Origin of the sequence: Paenibacillus polymyxa (genome assembly GCF_018614975.1) — a bacterium.
Lineage (GTDB): Bacteria > Bacillota > Bacilli > Paenibacillales > Paenibacillaceae > Paenibacillus > Paenibacillus polymyxa_E.
In genome coordinates this window covers 26,695-45,321 of record NZ_JAGGNR010000036.1, presented here as the reverse complement: position 1 = coordinate 45,321, position 18,627 = coordinate 26,695, and the positions used below count along the sequence as shown (strand labels likewise).

The window sequence follows — 18,627 nt, the reverse complement described above, 5'->3', positions numbered from 1 at the left end:
TCAATCTTGGACTGACTCATTGAAGAAGCTGGTTCGCCAGACAATCCTCACGGGTCACATCCGCGAAGGTCTGAATACTGGGATGGCGTAGAGTGTTATGATGAGTCAGTTCCATATACTGCACTTTGACTCCTATTCGTGGTTCCACCCAGGTGGTCTCCGCACTGCGCTCAGGTACATTATGGAACGGTCTGTCCTGCCTGATCAGAGGCTCGACTTGATGTGTGAGTTCCCGCCACGTATTGGAGTTCAGCTTGCCAGTCCCGACATGACCAATATAGACAAAGTTTGGCCCATCATATACACCAACCGCGACAGCATTCACAATACCGCTCCGGTACGTGACTCCCCCGATCATGGCATATACATCATGCATGATTTTGACCTTCTGCCAGCGCTGGTCCTTGCCCTGTATGCCATAACTGCTGGTGAGATCCTTGCAGACGATGCCTTCCATCTGATGTTGTCTCATGACCGTAAGCAGGGAAGCGGCATCAAGCGTATTGGTGACCTCCTGAACATGGGGAGCGGTGTTAAGGACCTCGTGCAACAGGCGCTGTCGATCTGCCAAAGGCTGATCCGTCACCCATTTCCCCTCATAGAACAGGATATCAAATACCATATATGTGACCGGAATCTGATGTATGGCTTGGGCGATACCTTCGGGTCTGCTCATCCGATCCCGCCGCAGGACATGATAAAACGAAGGTGTTCCGGTGTCCGGGTCCAGCGCAATAACTTCTCCATCCAAGATATAGGAGGAGCCTGAACATAAATTTCGTGGTGTTACCAGCTCGGGATACTGTGCGGTTCGATCATGTAATCTGCGATTCACCAGGCGAAGCTCATGCCCGTCCTCATAGGCAAGCATGCGGACTCCATCCCACTTGACCTGGGCAATCCATTGCGTCCCTGTGGGCAAAGTATCTCTGGAGATGGGTTCGAACGGAATCAACGGTTTGAACATGGGGAACTCCTTCCTCGTACCAACCAATTAGCGCAGGTTAATTCGGAATTTCACTATATTTTTTTGAAAACGGGAATTCATATGATGCACCAGAATGAGCAATGACGGCGAGCTGCCTAAACAGTCAAGCTTCCTACTCAATCATAAGGTATCTCCCTAAGATATCTTGTCTACGTATTGGTTAGAATGTACCAATTGTGCCAGTTTTATAAGAGCCAACTCCAAAAGCCCGTGCAGCCGATCCCTCTGTGATGTAGAGAAATCAGTTACCCGGGCTTAATAAAATGTGGTTAAGCAAACATATTGTAACGCCTAAACAAAATCAGTTCGCAGTTGTCAGACGTATACGAATATTTTGTGGGTCTACCGTAAACCAGGTTCCCTCCACTTGTGTAACGACTGCACCGGATTGACGCAATTGTTCAAGTGCCTGTTCCAATTGTTCCTTTGTGGCGTACACAATGGTGAAGTAGTCAATTCCTGTAGCGTTATCTGGATTGACAGGTGCATTCACTCCTGCCCAGATATTCAGTCCCAGATGATGATGATAGCCACCTGCGGATACAAATAGTGCAGACATGTTCGCGAAGTTACCCACGATATCAAAACCGAGTATGCCGGTGTAGAAGTTGCGGGCTTCTTCCAGGCTGCGGACGTGGAAATGTACGTGACCAATAACGGTGCCAGCAGGCAGGCCCTGCCAAGGTTCATTCTCCGATATGGCAAACAGGCTTTCCACATCAACAGGATCACTTGCCATCACGTAGTTATTGTCGCTATCCCGTTCCCACGTATCACGTGCACGGTCAGCATAGATCTCAATCCCGTTCTGATCGGGATCGGAGATATAGAAGGCTTCGCTGACCAAGTGATCGCCTTGGCCGATATCGATACCGGATGCAGCCAGATTACGAAGAGCAAGACCCAGGGACTTGCGGTCAGGCAGCAGGATGGCGAAATGATACAAGCCAGCATGTGAACGTTCCGGCAGGGTAATTCCATCCGTGAGCTCTTCCAATCGCAGCAGGGACTGTTTTCCGTCAGCTGTCAACGTAGCCACTTTGCCAGTACGCTCCAGTAATTTTAATCCAACCACATCGGTATAGAACTTAATTGAACGGTCCAGGTTCATAATTCGGAGACTCACTTCACCCAGATGGGTTGTGGCAGGGATTTGATACGTTGTATTCATGATTGTTTCCTCCTGATCATAGATAATATGGATTCTCGTTTAATTGTGTATATGCGTTGAGAACGGATTATTTAATTGCATACTGTTAAAGCAGAATTACAGGGTGACTGTATATTCATAAATAAGTTACTTTTCATAAGTTAATATAAAATATAAATCAGCTTTCGTCAATCGCATTTTACAAAACAAAAAAATCCGACTGTGAAGCCGGATCGGGGTAAACATCATTACATGAGTTATATAACGGAATCGATCTTGGCTTAGCGACATTCAAACTTTTGGTTTGGGAGTCGCCTTTTTTCTTTTGGCTGGTGCAGCAGCTGTATCGGATTCTCCTCCGGCAACCGCTTGAGCAGGCGTTTTTCGCGGTGCACGTTTCTTAGGCTTGGCCGTTGTTGTCCCAGGGTCAGCCGGAATAGGCTTCACGGCCTCGATACTTGCCTGCAAGGCAGCCATCAAATCCATCACATTAGCTTCAGGTTTGGCTGGAGCAATCTTGATTTCTTCGCCTGCCACTTTGTGCTGAATAAGATCCAGCAGTTTGCTGCGATAGTCATCGGTGTATTTACCAGGTTCAAAAGGCGTGGACAATTGGTCAATCAGCAGCTTTGCCATCGTGAGTTCCTTTTCATTCACGTTCTGCACTTCCGGCAAGTTAGGGACCTGGGAGACAGGACGAATCTCGTCGGGATAGAAAATCGTCTCCATGGAGAGACAATCTTCCAGTACTCGTATGGCAGCCAGACTGCTCTTCGAGCGAATGGAGATTTTGGCGATGCCAATTTTGCCGGTATCTCGCATCGCATTCATCAACAGCTGGTAGGCATTTCCACCGGCCTGATCGGGTGATAGGTAATATGTTTTCTGAAAATAGATGGGATCAATCTCAGTCAAGTCGACAAAATCCAGTATGGTAATGGTTTTGCTGGTGGAATCATTCAACGCTTCCAATTCATCTTTCTCGAAGAGTACGAATTTACCCTTTTCATATTCATAGCCTTTGGTAATCTCTTCCCACTTCACGTCCACTTCACAGGATGGACATTGACGAACATAAGCGAGCGGGCTGCCGCAGACTTTATGGATATAACGCATGGAGATGTCTTTGTCTTCGGTAGCCGAGAACATTTTGACAGGGACATGCACAAGGCCAAAACTGATTGCGCCTTTCCAGACGGTATGCATAGATCGGCTCCTTTCATTGAGATTCCTTTTTATTCAATAGTATGGGCATCTGGCGCAAGGGATAATCGTCTTATGGACGAACGAATTCGTATGGTTCGGCGAGACTCGGGGATGATAACAGAAACATGCTTGGATTCCGACAGGAAGATGAGCATGGGATAGGTAGTTATTCTCGCAGCACATATGCCGGGAGGTGCAATATTGAAGAACAGACGTGATGAGGAAGAAGCGCACAAGCATGCATTTTCTCCGTATCCTCTTGCCGAAGCCGAAAGTGCTGAAGAATTCTATATACCTGCTACAGCTGTTAACTGGGAAGCGGTCACTTCGGAAGAATTGCCCCTTGATCGGGAGTCGTTCATGCTCGACATTGACCGGATGGTAAATGAAGGGTTAGGCGGGGGACAGGTTACGGAAGATAACGGTTATATTGGTGAAAGTACAACAGATAGCATGGTTCAAGAATCACATGATGATCCGGAAGGGGAGTATGAATAAGATGATGGATGCGAAGCGCGCCAAAGCGATCTATGATTCCAAGGATACCATTGCCGTTACATTGGAGGGAGATCCAGTCTGGATCGAAAATGTGGATGAAGCTAATGGTATGGCGACCGTGCAGGTTGGCAGCAGGCCGGGAAATACCCAGACGGTTCGTGTGGATCGCTTGGAGGAGTAGATACAAGTAACATATCGTTATTGAGGAATCGGAGAATGAATAAAAGCTGAAATATATGCATAACACGGCCGGTACCGAGAGGTGCCGGTTTTTGGTTTTTCCTATCAGGTGTCTGAGCGAGTTTTGAGACACGTCTAATAATGCATGTTATATTTCCGCTTGCCTTCTTGGATGTTGCGGGGGAAGAAAGGGACCGATATAATAAGGTTCAAAGTGAACTCAGGCGGCTGGACCGCCAAAGGTGGGGCGAATATTGAATCAGACGCACGAGCAGTGGGTGTATCAATCCCATGGCATTGCAGATACAGAAGCACTCGCTTCCGCACTCGCCAGACAGGCAAACGCCGGCATGGTGATTGCTCTGGATGGTGATCTGGGCGCGGGAAAAACGGCATTTTCACAGAAATTTGCCTGGCATTTGGGTGTACGTGATGTGGTAAGCAGTCCCACATTCACACTAATCAAGGAGTACGAAGGGCGTCTACCCTTATATCACATGGATGTATATCGCATATCGCTGGAAGAAGCGGATGAGCTTGGACTTGATGAATATTTCTATGGAGCCGGAGTCAGTCTGGTGGAGTGGTCGAGTATCATTCCCGAATTGCTGCCGCAAGAGCACTTGCATGTGCAGATTGAAACAACCGGCCTGGAGGATCGAACGATTACACTGGATGGGTACGGCGAGACTTATGCAGCCATGTGCCGACAGTTCAGACAGAATGGGGTCAAATGATGATGGAAGATTTACAAAAAGAGCCGCGTCAGCGGTTTTTGGCGTTGGATACCTCCACCGCAGTGATGGCAGCTGCGATGATGGAAGATCATGCGCTTCTGGAAGAACGCAATGAACGGGCTGAGCGCAACCATTCGGTACACGTTGTACCGGTGATGGAGCAGCTGCTGGCCGCCAGCAACACACAGCCTGGCCAACTGGACGGCATTGCCGTTGGCGTTGGCCCAGGCTCGTACACGGGCATCCGCATTGCGGTGACCGCGGCGAAGACACTGGCCTGGGCGTGGGACATCCCCGTAGCCGGGGTGTCCAGCCTTCAGGCCATCGCCTGGGGCGGCTGGCACAGCGGCCTCGCCGCCAAGGCGGAAGCTGCGGCAGAGGATGCCGCAGCAGGGGCTGGCGGAACGCCATCCGCGGACCAGGGCAGCACAAGTGCTGCCCCTGTCCACTGGATCGTTCCGCTTGTGGATGCACGGCGCGGTCAAGCGTGCACCGCGCTGTTTGCCTCCGCCGGGAGCGATGCGCCCCGGCGTCTGGCGCCTGATGCCATCCGCAAGATGGACGGATGGCTGGAAGCCCTCGCCGCCCGTATGGCGGAGGCGGCGCCGGAAGAGCGGCCCGTAGCCGTCTGGATCGTCGGCGAGACGGGCCCTCATGCTGCGGCAGCGGCGGAGCTTCGCTGCCCCGCAGGAACGGCGCTCCAGCTCGTACCTTATGAGCTGGAAGGCCGCTGGGTTGGGCGCCTTGGCGCCGCCGCGCTGCTTGCAGGTCAGCGTGATGACGTACATGCGCTGGTGCCGAACTACACCCAGCTGTCTGAAGCGGAAGCCAATCTGCTGCGCAAAGGCTAAAAGAGGTTGTTCAAAAAGTCCGCTTTTGATTACGAAGGATACCTGGTGGCATCATCAGCATCGAATATGGAATTCAGCCGAAATAAGCGGGAGGCTTACGAAGTATGTTTCCTTTGGAAACATTGTGGTTGCTCACGTAGTTTTCCCTACGCTCCGCTACTCCATTTCTAGCTTCATCCGGTCTTTTTGAACACGCACTAAAGGGGGAGGGGAAGCAGATGGACAACGTGGCGAATAATAAGCAGGAAGCAGCGCTTCAGTTCAGGTTCATGACACTTGCGGATATTCCCGATGTGATGGAGATTGAACATGAGGCCTTTACCCTGCCCTGGACGGAAGAAGCATTTCAAAATGAATTGACACACAATCATTTTGCTAAATATATGGTGATGGAATTGGAAGGCAAGGCCATTGGCTATGCAGGTATGTGGACGATTATGGATGAAGCCCATATTACCAATATTGCAGTCAGAGGCGCGTACCGTGGACGCAAGCTTGGTGAAAAGTTACTGGATGAATTAATGAGTACAGCGGCTTATCTCGGGATGGAACGAATGACGCTGGAGGTCAGAGTCTCGAACAGTATTGCCCAGCGTTTGTATCAGAAAAAAGGGTTTGAATCGGCGGGTCTTCGTAAAGGGTATTACTCCGATAATGGGGAAGATGCGATGATTATGTGGGCGAACTTGCCGTCTGCAGGCCGGAGCGGCGAAGAGGAAGGAAGCGTACTGGATTCATGAACGAACTCAATGAAAAAATAAATTCTGCACCATCCTACATTTTGGCGGTGGAGACAAGCTGTGATGAAACATCGGTAGCTGTAGTTAAGGATGGGAGAGAAGTGTTATCCAATCTCATCTCAAGTCAGATCGAGACGCATAAGGCATTTGGTGGAGTGGTACCTGAAGTGGCTTCACGCAAACACGTTGAAGTCATTACGTTGATGCTGGAACAGGCGATCGAACAGTCCGGCATTCGTCCGCGTGATCTAAGTGCAATTGCCGTAACACAAGGTCCGGGGCTGGTCGGTGCACTCTTGGTAGGAATCGTTGCGGCCAAAACGATGGCGATGGCACTGGGCAAACCGCTCATTGGCACACATCATATTGCGGGGCATATCTATGCCAACCGACTTACTCATGAACTGCAATACCCGGCGATGGCACTAGTCGTATCCGGTGGACATACAGAACTCGTGCATATGGAATCCGAGGGCAAGTTCAAACTGATTGGTCGGACACGTGATGATGCTGTAGGCGAAGCGTATGACAAAGTAGCACGTGCATTGGGCTGTCCTTATCCGGGTGGCCCGCATGTGGACCGGATGGCATCTGAAGCGGAGGATGTAGTGCCATTACCACGGGTATGGCTGGAAGCAGGTTCGTACGATTTCAGTCTCAGTGGCTTGAAGTCTGCTGTACTGAATGCGCTCAATCAGGCCAAAATGCGCGGAGAGACCTTGGAGCCGTCTGCGGTTGCACGTGGATTCCAGGAAGCTGTTGTTGAAGTGTTGGTGGAGAAAGCCGTTAGAGCGGTGCGTGAGTATGGTTCACGACAATTGCTGTTGTGTGGTGGTGTTGCAGCAAACCGGGGATTGCGCTCAGCATTACAGGAGCGTTGCACGAAGGAAGGGCTTGAACTGTTAATCCCGCCAATGGAATATTGTACAGATAATGCGGCCATGATTGGAGCGGCTGCGTATCTGAAATGGCAGCGGGGAGAAATTGCTGAATTTGATGCGAAGGCAGATCCAGGACTTTCCCTGGAGGAATGGTCCGTTCAGTCCGTATAGGCAAGCAGTTTGAGATTAAGAGTTGACAACAGGGATGTAAAGAATGTATATTTAGTTACAAATTTAAACAGGAATTCAGATTCCTGAACTGATAAACGCGATGAACAGGACTAGTAAGGTCATTCCCGGTCTTAGAGAGCTGCGGTATGGTGCAACGCAGTCGAAGGAAACCTGAAACTCACCTGGAAGCGGAACGATGGAACACGGTGACTCCCCGGGAGAATCCGAAGGCCGATCATGGCCCAAAGTACATGGTTACGGGTTGCCTCCGTGAATGGGCCGTTGTTGGTAGGACCGTTATTACAAGGATCAACTGACGATAACTGAGGGGGCTTTCAGGCTGCTTCAAGTGATCCGATTATGCGAAAGCATTCAGGGGTTGTCTTGAATGAACAGGAAGGAAGTCAACAAGAGTGGTACCGCGAAGGTGAACAGCCTGTCGTCTCTTGCATTATTGCATGAGGTGGCAGGCTTTTTTTGATTTTCAAAATAAGGATGAATGAAGTTAGGTCATATTATAAATGTGATGAACGGGAGCAGTAGAACGATAAAGCGCTCAGAGAGCTGCGGGGTGGTGCGACGCAGTGGCTGGAATCCTTCGAATCTCGCCCGGGAACGGAGTTGTGGAAGCGTGGGGACGATATTAATCGCCCAGTTGTCCTGATGGACAACAACATGTGTTACACAGCAACGGTTAACCCCCGTTATAGGGTGTTTCTCCGAATTCCAGTGATGTCGTGTGTGCACGCTCATCCAGCGGATTTCGGAGACGACGAGGTGGATGGAGTCTGGCGCAAGCCTGGCCCATCAAGCAAGAGTGGTACCGCGGAGGGGATAATAACCCGCCGTCTCTTATATGAGATGGCGGGTTATTTGTGTTTGCTGCCGGCAGCAGGGTGGGCATGGGAAGAACCATATGGAGATTGAAAAGTCAGAAGGTCAGGGTGTAAGTCGACGTACACTCTGTCATGAGGGTAAGCAGGATATGCAACGAACGAGCAATGAATGAAGATGGAACATCAAGTGTAGGACACAAACATTCAACAGGCTTTAATGATTACCAAGGACTAAGCTACAAACAACATACGCGTTACAAACAAAATATATAAAAACAGGAGCGGCGATCAGCGGGTGTTCTGAGGCTCGTGGATCGTAACGAAAATGCTTATAAAAATTTGATGGAGGTTGATGGATATGACAACAACTAATAACAAACGCATGATTGAGATTTTTGATACAACGCTGCGTGATGGAGAACAGGCACCAGGAGCAAGTCTGCAACCCGAGCAAAAGATTGAACTGGCACATCAACTGGCTTCTCTGGGTATCGACGTCATTGAGCCTGGATTCCCGATCTCCAGTCCAGGTGAGTTCGCGGCGGTTCAGGCGATTTCGAGACAGTTGCAGAACGTGGAGATCTGTGGATTCGCGCGTGCGGTCAAAGGTGATATCGATGCAGCAGTTCAAGCAACAGCGGATGCAGCACGGCGCCGAATTCACCTGTTTATCTCTTCTTCGGATATTCATATTGAGCATCAACTGCGCCGTCCGCGCAGTGAAGTGGTAGCTACTGCTCGTGAGATGGTATCTTATGCACGACAGTTCACGGACATCGTAGAGTTCACAGCTATGGACGCTGCCCGTGCCAAGATGGACGATCTGATTGAAATGGTTGAAGTCGCCATTGAAGCTGGAGCGACCATTATTAATCTGCCGGATACGGTAGGATATGCCCTGCCACATGAGTATGGCGAGATGTTCCGCCGGGTGCGTGAGGGTGCAAGAGGCGGCGATCGGGTTCGCTATAGTGCTCACTGTCACAATGATCTGGGCCTGGCCGTAGCCAATAGCTTGGCTGCAATTGCCAATGGGGCTTCCCAGATTGAAGTGACCATCAATGGTATCGGAGAACGGACGGGGAACTGTGCACTGGAAGAGCTGATTATGGCGCTGGAGACTCGGGGAGACGCAATTGGTGCAACGACGAACATTAAGCTGAATCAGCTGTATGAGACTTCACGTCAGATTAGCCGTGCGATGCACTTCCCGATTGCGTACAACAAACCAGTGGTGGGACGTAATGCATTCCAGCATGAATCTGGCATCCATCAGGATGGTCTGCTGAAGAATCGGAACACTTATGAGATTATGGACCCGGAAGCGCTGGGTATTCCGCGTAGCATGATTATTTTGGGCAAACACTCCGGTCGTCACGCCCTGAAGGATCGGGTTCGCAAATACGGTTTTGAGCCGGATGAGCAACAGATGGAACAATTGTATGAGGTGTTCAAAGAAACCGCAGACCAGCAAAAAGTGGTCAGTGACGACCAGTTATTACAGATGGTTAGCCAGACCATGAATATTCCTGCACAGGACTATGAACTGGTTGAATTGCAGGTGACGGCGGGCAGTATGACGGATCGAATGGCCGCCGTTCGCATTCGCACAAGTGCTGGAGAACAGTCTTACGCCGCTGTTGGCGGTGGACCCGTGGATGCGACCATTCGTGCAATTGGTCAAAGTATTTCTGATGATATTGCATTTGTTGATATGGAGATGCATGCCTTGAGTGGTGGAGAGGGTGCAAGTGCGGAAGCTGTAGTTACCGTGGAGCGTGCAGGACGTGAGTTCCGGGGAACGGCAACACATAATGATATCGTCATGGCTGCCGGTTTGGCTTATGTAGCCGCTTGTAATGCTGCCGGGCTGAAGGCGGAGTCTTCCGAACATCATGAACAAGAAGCACATGTGTAGAGCATTCCTGGACAGATCGCATTTGCAGCAGCTATTGTAACAATCACGATTCGATGTAATCTACATTCATGAAGTGAGCAAACAACGGGCAGGCCTTGAACCACAGAGGTCTGCTTTTGTCTTATTATGGAGGAGCATTCAGGAGTGGAAGATGCATTTGTCAAGGTGTGACTATAGTTATCCACATATCCAGTGGAAATTGTGGGTAACTAGGATAAAGCCAAACCAGTATAGTTTTCGAAACCAAAAGGATTTAGGGGATAGAATGACTCCTTACTATCCACAAAGTTGTGGATAAAGTGGATAACTTAGTGGATAAATATGGTTTTTGTGTGTAAAAGACTATTCTACCGCTGTATAATTAAGTTTATTAATGTGCTTGCTATCTTGCTTTCTTGTGGATAAGTGTGAGGGGAAGAGGGGTAAAAATATTTCTCTTCATTCGAGTAAATTTGACAAAAGTCAAAACAGCGCCCCTAACCTCCATATGTTAGAGTTCAATCTCAAGGAACATAAAGAACATAAGGCGCCTAGATTCAATACTCATCCTCAACACACAAAAAGCTGATCCCAATAAGGAATCAGCCGGTGGTACAACTATACTTGTATGGACGCGATCAAGCCATGGTCTGAGTCTGGACTATTCGTACTATTCCATAGCTAGTTCTTCCCAGTCCTCGTATGCCTTGGTGAGTTCTGCTTTGTGTTTCTCCGATTGTAGCTGGAGTTCTTGCAGCTTCATATAATCCTGATAGATTTCAGGCAGAGCCATCTGTGCCTCAAGCTCTGTAATCTTCGTTTCCAGCTCTGCAATCTGTTGTTCCAAAGCTTCCTGCTTGCGTTGCCGGTTACGTTCTTCACGCTTCGCCTGTTTTTCCGCTTCGAATGAAGCCGCTCCGGATTTTTCGGTTGTGGCTGTGCTCAGATCGGATTTGGACGAGTTCTTGGACGAAGCTTGACGTGCCTCAGCAGCTTCGCGTGCGATGTCCTCAAGCTCCTGTTTTTTCTCCACATAATCATCATAATTTCCAAGATAGTGTTCCGTGCCGCCTGGATGAAGCTCGACAATCCGTTCAGCCATTTTGTTGAGGAAATATCGGTCATGGGAGATGAATAGCAGGGTGCCTTCATAATCCATTAATGCCGCCTCCAGCACTTCTTTGGCAAACAGGTCGAGATGGTTCGTAGGCTCATCCAGGATGAGCATGTTGGCTTCCTTCAGCATCAGCTTGGAGAGAGACACACGAGCTTTTTCGCCGCCGCTGAGGGAGGATATCTTCTTGAGTACATCGTCACCGCTGAACAAAAAGTTCCCCAGTACGGTCCGAATGCGTGCTTCTTCCATCCCGGGATAGGCACTCCACAGTTCTTCCAGAACCGTGTTAGACGGATTGAGGCCGGTCTGTTCCTGATCGTAATAACCAATCTGTACTTTCGTTCCCCATTGGATCTCCCCGGTTACCGGACGTAAACTTCCCGTAAGACACTTCAGCATGGTGGATTTACCAATACCGTTTGGACCAATCAGAGCAACCGTTTCCCCGCGCCGCAGATCGAAGGAGACGTTGCGGAACAATGGAGAAGCCTCGTCATAAGCAACAGACAGCTGATCCACACGAAGCACTTCCTTGCCAGACATCACGGCGGTTTCGAAGGAAAAATGGGCTTTTTTCAAATCTCCCATCGGTTTATCAAGGCGCTCCATTTTGTCGAGGGCTTTGCGCCGGCTTTGCGCCCGTTTGGTCGTCGAAGCACGTACGATATTTTTCTGAACAAAATCTTCCATCTTGGAGATTTCACCCTGTTGTTTCTCATATTGCTTCATCTGAGTTTCATACTCGGCAGCTTTGAGCTCCATATAACGGCTGTAATTGCCCGTATATTTTTTGGAGCGGTGACGTTCGATCTCAACGATGGTCGTTACGAGTCGATCAAGGAAGTACCGGTCATGGGATACCACGAGCAGTGCGCCTGAATAACCTCTCAGATAATCTTCCAACCAAGTAAGGGTGGCGATATCGAGATAGTTGGTAGGCTCGTCCAGCATGAGCAGATCGGGTGCCTGAAGCAAAATACGAGCAAGCGCAAGGCGTGTCTTCTGCCCGCCGCTCAGCGTAGCAATGGGGGTGTCTGGTGAAAATTCGCCGAATCCCATCCCGTGCAGTACGCTGCGAATGCGGGTTTCCATCTCATAACCGCCATGGTCCTTGAACCAGTCGGAGCGTTTCGCATAACGTTCCAGCAGGTCCGCGTACTTTTTCTCGTCTTCCATCTGGGCAGGGTCGGCAATATCGCGCTCCATCTGACGCAGATCAGCTTCAGCCTGTGTCAGGTGAGCGAACACGTTCATCATTTCTTCCCAGATGCTGCGATCGGATTGCAGCCCGCTGTTCTGAGCCAGGTAACCGAGCGTGGTTTCTTTGGATTTGAAAATCTGTCCTCCGTCATAGGACATCTCACCGGCTACAATTTTGAGCAAAGTGGATTTTCCTGCACCGTTTACACCAACGAGGCCGATGCGCTCGCGTTCTAATATTTGTAAGTTCACGCCGTCCAGGATTGGATCGACACCAAAACGTTTGATAATTCCGGATACTTGCAGCAGCATAAAATTAAGTTCCTCCATAGGTCCAGTTCTTGATATGACAACTACATCTCAGTTTACATGAAATACAGAGCAATTGCACCGATTGGTAACGCATGGGGCATGTAGTCTTTTTGATCAATCAATGATAAACTGAAAGAAGGCATGTTATTACATGAGGATTTTGCAGAAAATGAATCATTTTAACCATTTCAACAAGATGACAACTGGTCATAACATATATTTTTTTTAATGAGCGCTTTTTTCTACCTTCCCGATCAACAGGAGGTTATTCAAGGATATGCAGGATCATGCGGAACTGAAAAGCCAGCTTCGATCCAGACTGAGGCAGAGCCGTGATCTGATGGATGCAAGCATGCATCAGCAGGCGATGACTAAGATTAACGCTGGAGTGAAGCGGGAGCTGGAACGCCTTAGACAGGCCAAGAGTAAGGTCGTGAACAGACCACTCGTTATATTCAGTTATTTGTCCTATGGAAGCGAAGCATCCACAGCTTTTCTGTTTCAAGAGGGCTGGAACCATGGAGATGTGATGTTTGCACCGAAAGTGTTGGCGAATCCACCTCGAATGGAGTTGCGGCGAGTGACCGGAGAACAGGATCTGGAGCCAGGCATATGGGGCATACCGGAACCCAAAGATTCTTGTGAAGTTCTGTCACCTGAGGATTGGCCGGATATCGATCTTGTCTTGGTACCGGGGCTTGGTTATGACCTTCATGGAGGACGCATTGGCTATGGTGGCGGTTATTATGATCGTTTTGCCGAGACGCTTGCAGCAACATGTGCGATGACGGGCAAGAAACCGTTGATGGCTGGGATGGTGTTGCCGGGTCAGCTACAAGAGGAGATCCCGATGGACCTGCTCGATCTGCGGATGGATCTGTTGATAACAACCGAAGGTATATTACATATCGAATAAAGGGTTGTGATGTGATTGAGTTCAGAAGTGAACAACGGCCAGCCTTCCGGTGGCAAACTGACCCATTTTAATGAACAGGGACGGGCCCGGATGGTTGATATTTCGGGTAAGGAAATTACGGTGCGTACGGCTGTGGCTGTAACGAAAGTGACGATGAACCCGGATACGCTGGAAGCGATTCGGGAGGGCCGAATCGGCAAAGGTGACGTTCTGGCTGTGGCTCAGATTGCCGGAATTCAAGGCGCGAAAAAAACGTCGGACTGGATTCCAATGTGCCATCCGCTGGCACTGACGGGTGTGGATATTCGTTTTCATGATAACGGAGTGGATGAATTACACATTGAAGTTACTGTCAAAACCGAAGGCAAAACGGGTGTTGAGATGGAGGCACTCACGGCGGCTGCGGCTGCGGCACTGACGGTTTATGACATGTGCAAGGCGATGCAAAAAGATATGATTATCGGTCCAACTATGCTCAATTCCAAGAGTGGTGGCAAAAACGGCGATTACAGCCGATAGGCAATATTTATTTTCATAGAGGAGAAGGGTGATCTTTATGGTGTGGAGAACAGCAATCCTGACAGCCAGTGACAAAGGAGCCCGCGGGGAACGTGAGGATACGAGTGCACAAGTCATTCGGGAGCTGGTGGAAGAAGAGCTGGGTGGTCAAATCGTGGAGTACCGTATCGTTCCGGATGAACCCGATGAGATTATTGCGGCTTTGATTGAGATGACGGATTATTTTCACGCCGATCTGGTGCTGACTACCGGTGGCACGGAGCTGGCCATTCGTGATATTACTCCGGAAGCGACCCGGCGCGTGATTGAACGGGAAGTTCCCGGGATGGCAGAGGCCATGCGGTACAGTGTAATGGGCAAAAACCGTTCTGCAATGCTGTTCCGTGGGGTATGTGGCATTCGTGGACGCACGCTGATTGTTAATCTGCCAGGTACACCAAAGGGTGTGCATGAACATCTGGCTGCCATTATGGATCAGCTTCCGGAAGCACTGCTGATGGTTACGGGTCAGTTCAAGCAATAATCGAGCATGGACTCTGGGGCAAGACATCCTATTAGCCATGACCGTTGTTAGATCGTTCTAGTGACATCTCTTATTTGTGAATTTTGCGGGTTATGTAAGTGGTTACATCTATGGTATGATGGGCTTAAATTAAGAACGCAGCAGAGACATCTATGGACATATGGCCGAATATGCGCATCTTTGAAGCTTGAGACGAGGAGGAATATCAATGTTAGGTCAAATTGGACCAACGGGTTTTATTTTGCTGGCCGTGATTGCATTGTTGTTGTTTGGACCCAACAAACTTCCGGAACTGGGACGTGCAGTTGGGCGTACCTTCCGTGAATTCAAAGAGGGCGCTCGCGAGATTATCTCTGAGGATGACTCGTCCAATCGCAAAGAGCAGGAGAAGGCGAAACCGCTGGCGGCTGAGAGCACACCTGCAGACAAGCCTGCTGATAAACGCCTGCCGGAATAATCTTGACGGCAATGAAAGAGAAATCCCTTCCTGCCGGAAGGGTTTTGTATTTTAAGCTGGCAATAATGGGGGGCAGGCATGACGCAGCAAATGGAAGAAATGTCGATTACGGAACATCTGAGTGAGCTGCGGAAGCGGCTGATTTATGTATTAAGCATTTTTGTGCTGGGACTGATTGCAGGATTTTTTGTGGCGGACCCGGTATACCAATATCTGACCAAGGCAGAGTCGGCAAAAGGTTTTGTATTACATGCCTTCTCGTTCTGGGACGGAATTGGCATCTACATGAAGATTGCAGGGCTGTTTTCACTTATTATTACGCTGCCGTTTACGGTGTATCAGATCTGGAAGTTTGTTAGTCCAGGGCTAAAGCCGCGCGAACGAAAAGCAACGCTGAAGTATGTGCCCTATGTGTTTCTCTTATTTCTGACAGGTATGGCTTTCTCGTATTATGTTATTTTTCCGATGGCACTTGCCTTCACAACAGCGATAACGGAGAAGATGGGGCTTGTGGAGACCTACGGGATGAAACAGTACTTCAGCTTCTTGTTTGGCATTGTGCTTCCTGTATCCCTGTTATTTGAACTTCCTTTACTTATTATGTTTCTGACAGGACTGCGGATTCTGAATCCAATTCGCCTTCGCAAGATGCGCAGAGTTGCTTATTTTGTTCTGATCTTCATTGCGGTGGTTATTACACCTCCAGACTTTATTTCCGATCTGCTGGTGATGATTCCCTTGCTCTTGTTATATGAGATCAGTGTGTTATTATCCGCAATCGTATATCGCAAGCAGCTTGCAGCCGATGAAGAGATCGAATCCCGTTACGTTCGTGCCGAGGATAAGAAACATGCGGGCTGAATGAGGATAAGCTGTAATGTGCCCGGAAAAGACGGTCTGTTCTTATCCGGGCTATTGCTGCAGATTGTTCACCTGCAAGGCAGGACAAGCAGGCATATTATGTTCAACAATGGATACAATGGGAAAGGGACTGTCTGATAACGTTGCAGAAGGGCTAAACAATTTCGTAGAATAAAAGTAGCGATTTTGCAACAATTATCCAGGCATACCGGGTGTTATTTGGTTGTGATGATGTAAATTCAACGTAAATTCTCGCAGGAATTCGTCAAAAGGACTTGAAAATATGCTTCAAGTTGAGTATCATAAAGTTGATTGTTAGCACTGAACACTGTCGAGTGCTAATACATATGGCAACAATCCATAATGTAACGTTATATAATTTCAAAAGGAGGCTATTTTTCATGATCAGACCTTTAGGTGAACGCGTATTGGTAGAACCACTGGAGCAAGAGCAAACAACTTCTTTCGGGATCGTACTCCCGGACTCCGCCAAAGAAAAACCGCAAGAGGGTAGAATCATTGCAGTCGGTGCCGGAGTATTGAAAGACGGAGTACGTGTGGCTCTGGAAGTGAAAGAAGGAGATCGCGTTATTTTCTCCAAATATGCCGGTACAGAAATCAAATTCGAAGGTAAAGAATATTTGATTATGAAAGAAAGCGATATTCACGCGATTCTCGACTAATTCAAATTTAATCGGATAACCGAACCATATAGCAATACCATTTTCCAACAAAAACTAGGGAGGTTTTCTTAACATGGCTAAAGACATTAAATTCAGTGAAGACGCTCGTCGCTCCATGCTTCGTGGTGTGGACGCATTGGCTAATGCAGTAAAAGTAACACTCGGTCCGAAAGGTCGTAACGTGGTTCTGGAGAAAAAATTCGGAAGCCCGCTTATCACCAATGATGGTGTAACCATTGCTAAAGAAATCGAACTGGAAGATGCATTCGAGAACATGGGTGCTCAACTGGTTAAAGAAGTAGCAACGAAAACCAACGATGTTGCCGGTGACGGTACTACAACAGCAACTGTACTCGCGCAAGCGCTGATCACAGAAGGTCTGAAAAACGTAACTGCAGGCGCTAGCCCAATCGGTATCCGTAAAGGGATCGACAAAGCGGTTAAAGCTGCGGTTGCTGAATTGCAATCCATCTCCAAACCAATCGATTCCAAACAATCCATCGCACAAGTTGCAGCAATCTCTGCAGCTGACGAAGAAGTAGGCGAATTGATCGCTGAAGCTATGGAAAAAGTAGGTAAAGATGGCGTAATCACAGTAGAAGAATCCAAAGGATTCGCTACAGAGCTTGAAGTGGTTGAAGGTATGCAATTCGACCGTGGATACATCTCTCCTTACATGATCACGGATACGGACAAAATGGAAGCTGTTTTGGACAATCCGTACATCCTGATCACAGACAAAAAAATCTCCAGCACGCAAGATATCTTGCCATTGCTTGAGAAAATCGTTCAACAAGGCAAACCACTGGTATTGATCGCTGAAGATATCGAAGGCGAAGCGCTGGCTATGCTGGTTGTGAACAAATTGCGTGGTACATTCAATGCTGTAGCTGTTAAAGCTCCAGGATTCGGTGACCGTCGTAAAGCAATGCTGCAAGACATTGCTGCCCTCACTGGTGGCCAATTGATCACGGAAGAACTAGGTCTGGATCTGAAATCCGCTGTTGTGGAACAACTGGGTACAGCTCGCCAAATCCGTGTAACCAAAGAAAACACAATCATCGTTGACGGTGCTGGTAACAAATCCGATATCGATGCACGTGTTAGCCAAATCCGTACGCAACTGGAAGAAACAACTTCCGAGTTCGACAAAGAGAAACTGCAAGAGCGTCTGGCTAAATTGTCCGGCGGTGTAGCAGTAATCAAAGTTGGTGCGGCTACTGAAACAGAATTGAAAGAACGCAAACTTCGCATCGAAGATGCCCTGAACGCAACTCGCGCTGCGGTTGAAGAAGGTATCGTATCCGGTGGTGGTACAGCGCTCATGAACGTATATAGCGCGGTTGCGGCTGTAGCTCTGTCCGGTGACGAGCAAACAGGCGTAAACATCGTCCTGCGTGCTCTGGAAGCACCAATCCGCACAATCGCAGCTAACGCTGGCGAAGAAGGTTCCGTAATCGTGGAACGTCTGAAAAAAGAACAAACAGGAATCGGCTTCAACGCTGCAACTGGCGAGTGGGTTAACATGATCGAAGCTGGTATCGTTGACCCTGCAAAAGTAACACGTTATGCATTGCAAAACGCTGCTTCTGTAGCGGCAATGTTCCTGACGACTGAAGCAGTTATCGCTGACAAACCAGAACCTGCAGGTGCTGGTGGCGGAATGCCTGACATGGGCGGTATGGGTGGAATGGGCGGCATGATGTAATAAAGGCTGAAAAGCCTTGTGGGGAATGGGTTTCTCTGCGTAGAAGCCCGGTTTGCCCACATTTTGCCCGCATTGTTTAAAACGAAGACACCTTGGAGTGATGGAAATCGCTCTAAGGTGTCTTCTATTATTTAGGCTCTGTTATTGTTAAATGCTGATTTTCGAGCAAAAGAAAACCGCCTCTTATACGGATGGT

18 protein-coding genes and 1 other annotated feature are annotated in these 18,627 nt (G+C 48.8%); of the genes, 14 read left to right on the top strand and 4 right to left on the bottom strand.

The genetic code is table 11. From position 1 onward, the window contains the following. Window positions 1-16: 16 nt before the first annotated feature. From J7E78_RS23075 to ku, 3 genes are all read right to left on the bottom strand, one after another. A complete protein-coding gene (locus tag J7E78_RS23075; RefSeq protein WP_215078348.1) occupies window positions 17-967 on the bottom strand; it encodes an ATP-dependent DNA ligase in 951 nt (316 codons plus the stop codon). A 322-nt stretch (window positions 968-1,289) separates the two neighbouring features. Further along, entirely contained in the window at window positions 1,290-2,159 is an 870-nt protein-coding gene (locus J7E78_RS23070; protein WP_215078347.1) for a VOC family protein, read from the bottom strand. Window positions 2,160-2,429: 270 nt separating this feature from the next. Beyond that, window positions 2,430-3,344: a non-homologous end joining protein Ku gene (gene ku, locus J7E78_RS23065; protein WP_215078346.1), complete on the bottom strand. Its 915-nt coding sequence runs from the start codon at window positions 3,342-3,344 to the stop codon at window positions 2,430-2,432. Between the two features lie 201 nt (window positions 3,345-3,545). Between ku and J7E78_RS23060 the strand changes: the two genes are divergently transcribed. From J7E78_RS23060 to J7E78_RS23030, 7 genes are all read left to right on the top strand, one after another. Then, window positions 3,546-3,842 carry a hypothetical protein gene (locus tag J7E78_RS23060; protein ID WP_215078401.1) on the top strand — a complete coding sequence of 99 codons (297 nt, stop codon included), beginning with the start codon at window positions 3,546-3,548 and terminating at the stop codon, window positions 3,840-3,842. Between the two features lie 4 nt (window positions 3,843-3,846). Continuing rightward, window positions 3,847-4,023 (top strand): H-type small acid-soluble spore protein, encoded by a 177-nt coding sequence (locus J7E78_RS23055; RefSeq protein ID WP_026081228.1) that lies wholly within the window; start codon window positions 3,847-3,849, stop codon window positions 4,021-4,023. Between the two features lie 253 nt (window positions 4,024-4,276). Beyond that, window positions 4,277-4,759: a tRNA (adenosine(37)-N6)-threonylcarbamoyltransferase complex ATPase subunit type 1 TsaE gene (tsaE, locus tag J7E78_RS23050; protein ID WP_017690089.1), complete on the top strand. Its 483-nt coding sequence runs from the start codon at window positions 4,277-4,279 to the stop codon at window positions 4,757-4,759. Between the two features lie 2 nt (window positions 4,760-4,761). Beyond that, the gene (tsaB, locus tag J7E78_RS23045; protein ID WP_397330610.1) at window positions 4,762-5,610 is read left to right on the top strand and encodes a tRNA (adenosine(37)-N6)-threonylcarbamoyltransferase complex dimerization subunit type 1 TsaB; all 849 of its coding nucleotides are present in this window, start codon (window positions 4,762-4,764) and stop codon (window positions 5,608-5,610) included. A gap of 218 nt (window positions 5,611-5,828) precedes the next feature. Next, window positions 5,829-6,350 (top strand): ribosomal protein S18-alanine N-acetyltransferase, encoded by a 522-nt coding sequence (gene rimI, locus J7E78_RS23040; protein ID WP_062833068.1) that lies wholly within the window; start codon window positions 5,829-5,831, stop codon window positions 6,348-6,350. Further along, entirely contained in the window at window positions 6,347-7,402 is a 1,056-nt protein-coding gene (tsaD, locus tag J7E78_RS23035) for a tRNA (adenosine(37)-N6)-threonylcarbamoyltransferase complex transferase subunit TsaD (RefSeq protein WP_215078344.1), read from the top strand. Before rimI ends, tsaD begins: the two co-directional genes overlap by 4 nt. A gap of 517 nt (window positions 7,403-7,919) precedes the next feature. After that, window positions 7,920-8,258, top strand: a binding site (T-box leader). Window positions 8,259-8,596: 338 nt separating this feature from the next. Next, window positions 8,597-10,156, top strand: coding sequence for a 2-isopropylmalate synthase (locus J7E78_RS23030; RefSeq protein ID WP_215078343.1), 1,560 nt, complete (start codon window positions 8,597-8,599; stop codon window positions 10,154-10,156). A gap of 649 nt (window positions 10,157-10,805) precedes the next feature. Here J7E78_RS23030 and J7E78_RS23025 read toward each other — a convergent pair. Next, window positions 10,806-12,764, bottom strand: coding sequence for an ABC-F family ATP-binding cassette domain-containing protein (locus J7E78_RS23025; protein ID WP_215078342.1), 1,959 nt, complete (start codon window positions 12,762-12,764; stop codon window positions 10,806-10,808). 277 nt (window positions 12,765-13,041) lie between these two features. Between J7E78_RS23025 and J7E78_RS23020 the strand changes: the two genes are divergently transcribed. From J7E78_RS23020 to groL, 7 genes are all read left to right on the top strand, one after another. Next, entirely contained in the window at window positions 13,042-13,680 is a 639-nt protein-coding gene (locus J7E78_RS23020; protein WP_215078341.1) for a 5-formyltetrahydrofolate cyclo-ligase, read from the top strand. A gap of 15 nt (window positions 13,681-13,695) precedes the next feature. Continuing rightward, on the top strand, window positions 13,696-14,199 hold the full coding sequence (gene moaC, locus J7E78_RS23015) for a cyclic pyranopterin monophosphate synthase MoaC (protein WP_285229461.1): 504 nt from the start codon (window positions 13,696-13,698) through the stop codon (window positions 14,197-14,199). A gap of 37 nt (window positions 14,200-14,236) precedes the next feature. Next, window positions 14,237-14,722 carry a MogA/MoaB family molybdenum cofactor biosynthesis protein gene (locus J7E78_RS23010; RefSeq protein ID WP_215078340.1) on the top strand — a complete coding sequence of 162 codons (486 nt, stop codon included), beginning with the start codon at window positions 14,237-14,239 and terminating at the stop codon, window positions 14,720-14,722. A gap of 208 nt (window positions 14,723-14,930) precedes the next feature. After that, the gene (tatA, locus tag J7E78_RS23005; protein ID WP_215078339.1) at window positions 14,931-15,179 is read left to right on the top strand and encodes a twin-arginine translocase TatA/TatE family subunit; all 249 of its coding nucleotides are present in this window, start codon (window positions 14,931-14,933) and stop codon (window positions 15,177-15,179) included. Window positions 15,180-15,257: 78 nt separating this feature from the next. Beyond that, window positions 15,258-16,040: a twin-arginine translocase subunit TatC gene (gene tatC / locus J7E78_RS23000; RefSeq protein WP_091033760.1), complete on the top strand. Its 783-nt coding sequence runs from the start codon at window positions 15,258-15,260 to the stop codon at window positions 16,038-16,040. Between the two features lie 401 nt (window positions 16,041-16,441). Further along, window positions 16,442-16,723 carry a co-chaperone GroES gene (groES, locus tag J7E78_RS22995; protein ID WP_017690077.1) on the top strand — a complete coding sequence of 94 codons (282 nt, stop codon included), beginning with the start codon at window positions 16,442-16,444 and terminating at the stop codon, window positions 16,721-16,723. A 73-nt stretch (window positions 16,724-16,796) separates the two neighbouring features. Next, the gene (gene groL / locus J7E78_RS22990; RefSeq protein ID WP_036611259.1) at window positions 16,797-18,431 is read left to right on the top strand and encodes a chaperonin GroEL; all 1,635 of its coding nucleotides are present in this window, start codon (window positions 16,797-16,799) and stop codon (window positions 18,429-18,431) included. Window positions 18,432-18,627 lie beyond the last annotated feature (196 nt).

Excerpts from the sequence above, each read along its gene's own strand:
- J7E78_RS23055 (WP_026081228.1), top strand. The coding sequence starts at position 3,847 with ATGGATGCGAAGCGCGCCAAAGCGATCTATGATTCCAAGGATACCATT.
- groES (WP_017690077.1), top strand. The coding sequence starts at position 16,442 with ATGATCAGACCTTTAGGTGAACGCGTATTGGTAGAACCACTGGAGCAA.
- J7E78_RS23025 (WP_215078342.1), bottom strand. The coding sequence starts at position 12,764 with ATGCTGCTGCAAGTATCCGGAATTATCAAACGTTTTGGTGTCGATCCA.
- rimI (WP_062833068.1), top strand. The coding sequence starts at position 5,829 with ATGGACAACGTGGCGAATAATAAGCAGGAAGCAGCGCTTCAGTTCAGG.
- tatA (WP_215078339.1), top strand. The coding sequence starts at position 14,931 with ATGTTAGGTCAAATTGGACCAACGGGTTTTATTTTGCTGGCCGTGATT.
- tsaD (WP_215078344.1), top strand. The coding sequence starts at position 6,347 with ATGAACGAACTCAATGAAAAAATAAATTCTGCACCATCCTACATTTTG.
- J7E78_RS23070 (WP_215078347.1), bottom strand. The coding sequence starts at position 2,159 with ATGAATACAACGTATCAAATCCCTGCCACAACCCATCTGGGTGAAGTG.
- tatC (WP_091033760.1), top strand. The coding sequence starts at position 15,258 with ATGACGCAGCAAATGGAAGAAATGTCGATTACGGAACATCTGAGTGAG.
- ku (WP_215078346.1), bottom strand. The coding sequence starts at position 3,344 with ATGCATACCGTCTGGAAAGGCGCAATCAGTTTTGGCCTTGTGCATGTC.
- J7E78_RS23075 (WP_215078348.1), bottom strand. The coding sequence starts at position 967 with ATGTTCAAACCGTTGATTCCGTTCGAACCCATCTCCAGAGATACTTTG.
- J7E78_RS23010 (WP_215078340.1), top strand. The coding sequence starts at position 14,237 with ATGGTGTGGAGAACAGCAATCCTGACAGCCAGTGACAAAGGAGCCCGC.
- J7E78_RS23020 (WP_215078341.1), top strand. The coding sequence starts at position 13,042 with ATGCAGGATCATGCGGAACTGAAAAGCCAGCTTCGATCCAGACTGAGG.
- groL (WP_036611259.1), top strand. The coding sequence starts at position 16,797 with ATGGCTAAAGACATTAAATTCAGTGAAGACGCTCGTCGCTCCATGCTT.
- tsaB (WP_397330610.1), top strand. The coding sequence starts at position 4,762 with ATGGAAGATTTACAAAAAGAGCCGCGTCAGCGGTTTTTGGCGTTGGAT.
- J7E78_RS23030 (WP_215078343.1), top strand. The coding sequence starts at position 8,597 with ATGACAACAACTAATAACAAACGCATGATTGAGATTTTTGATACAACG.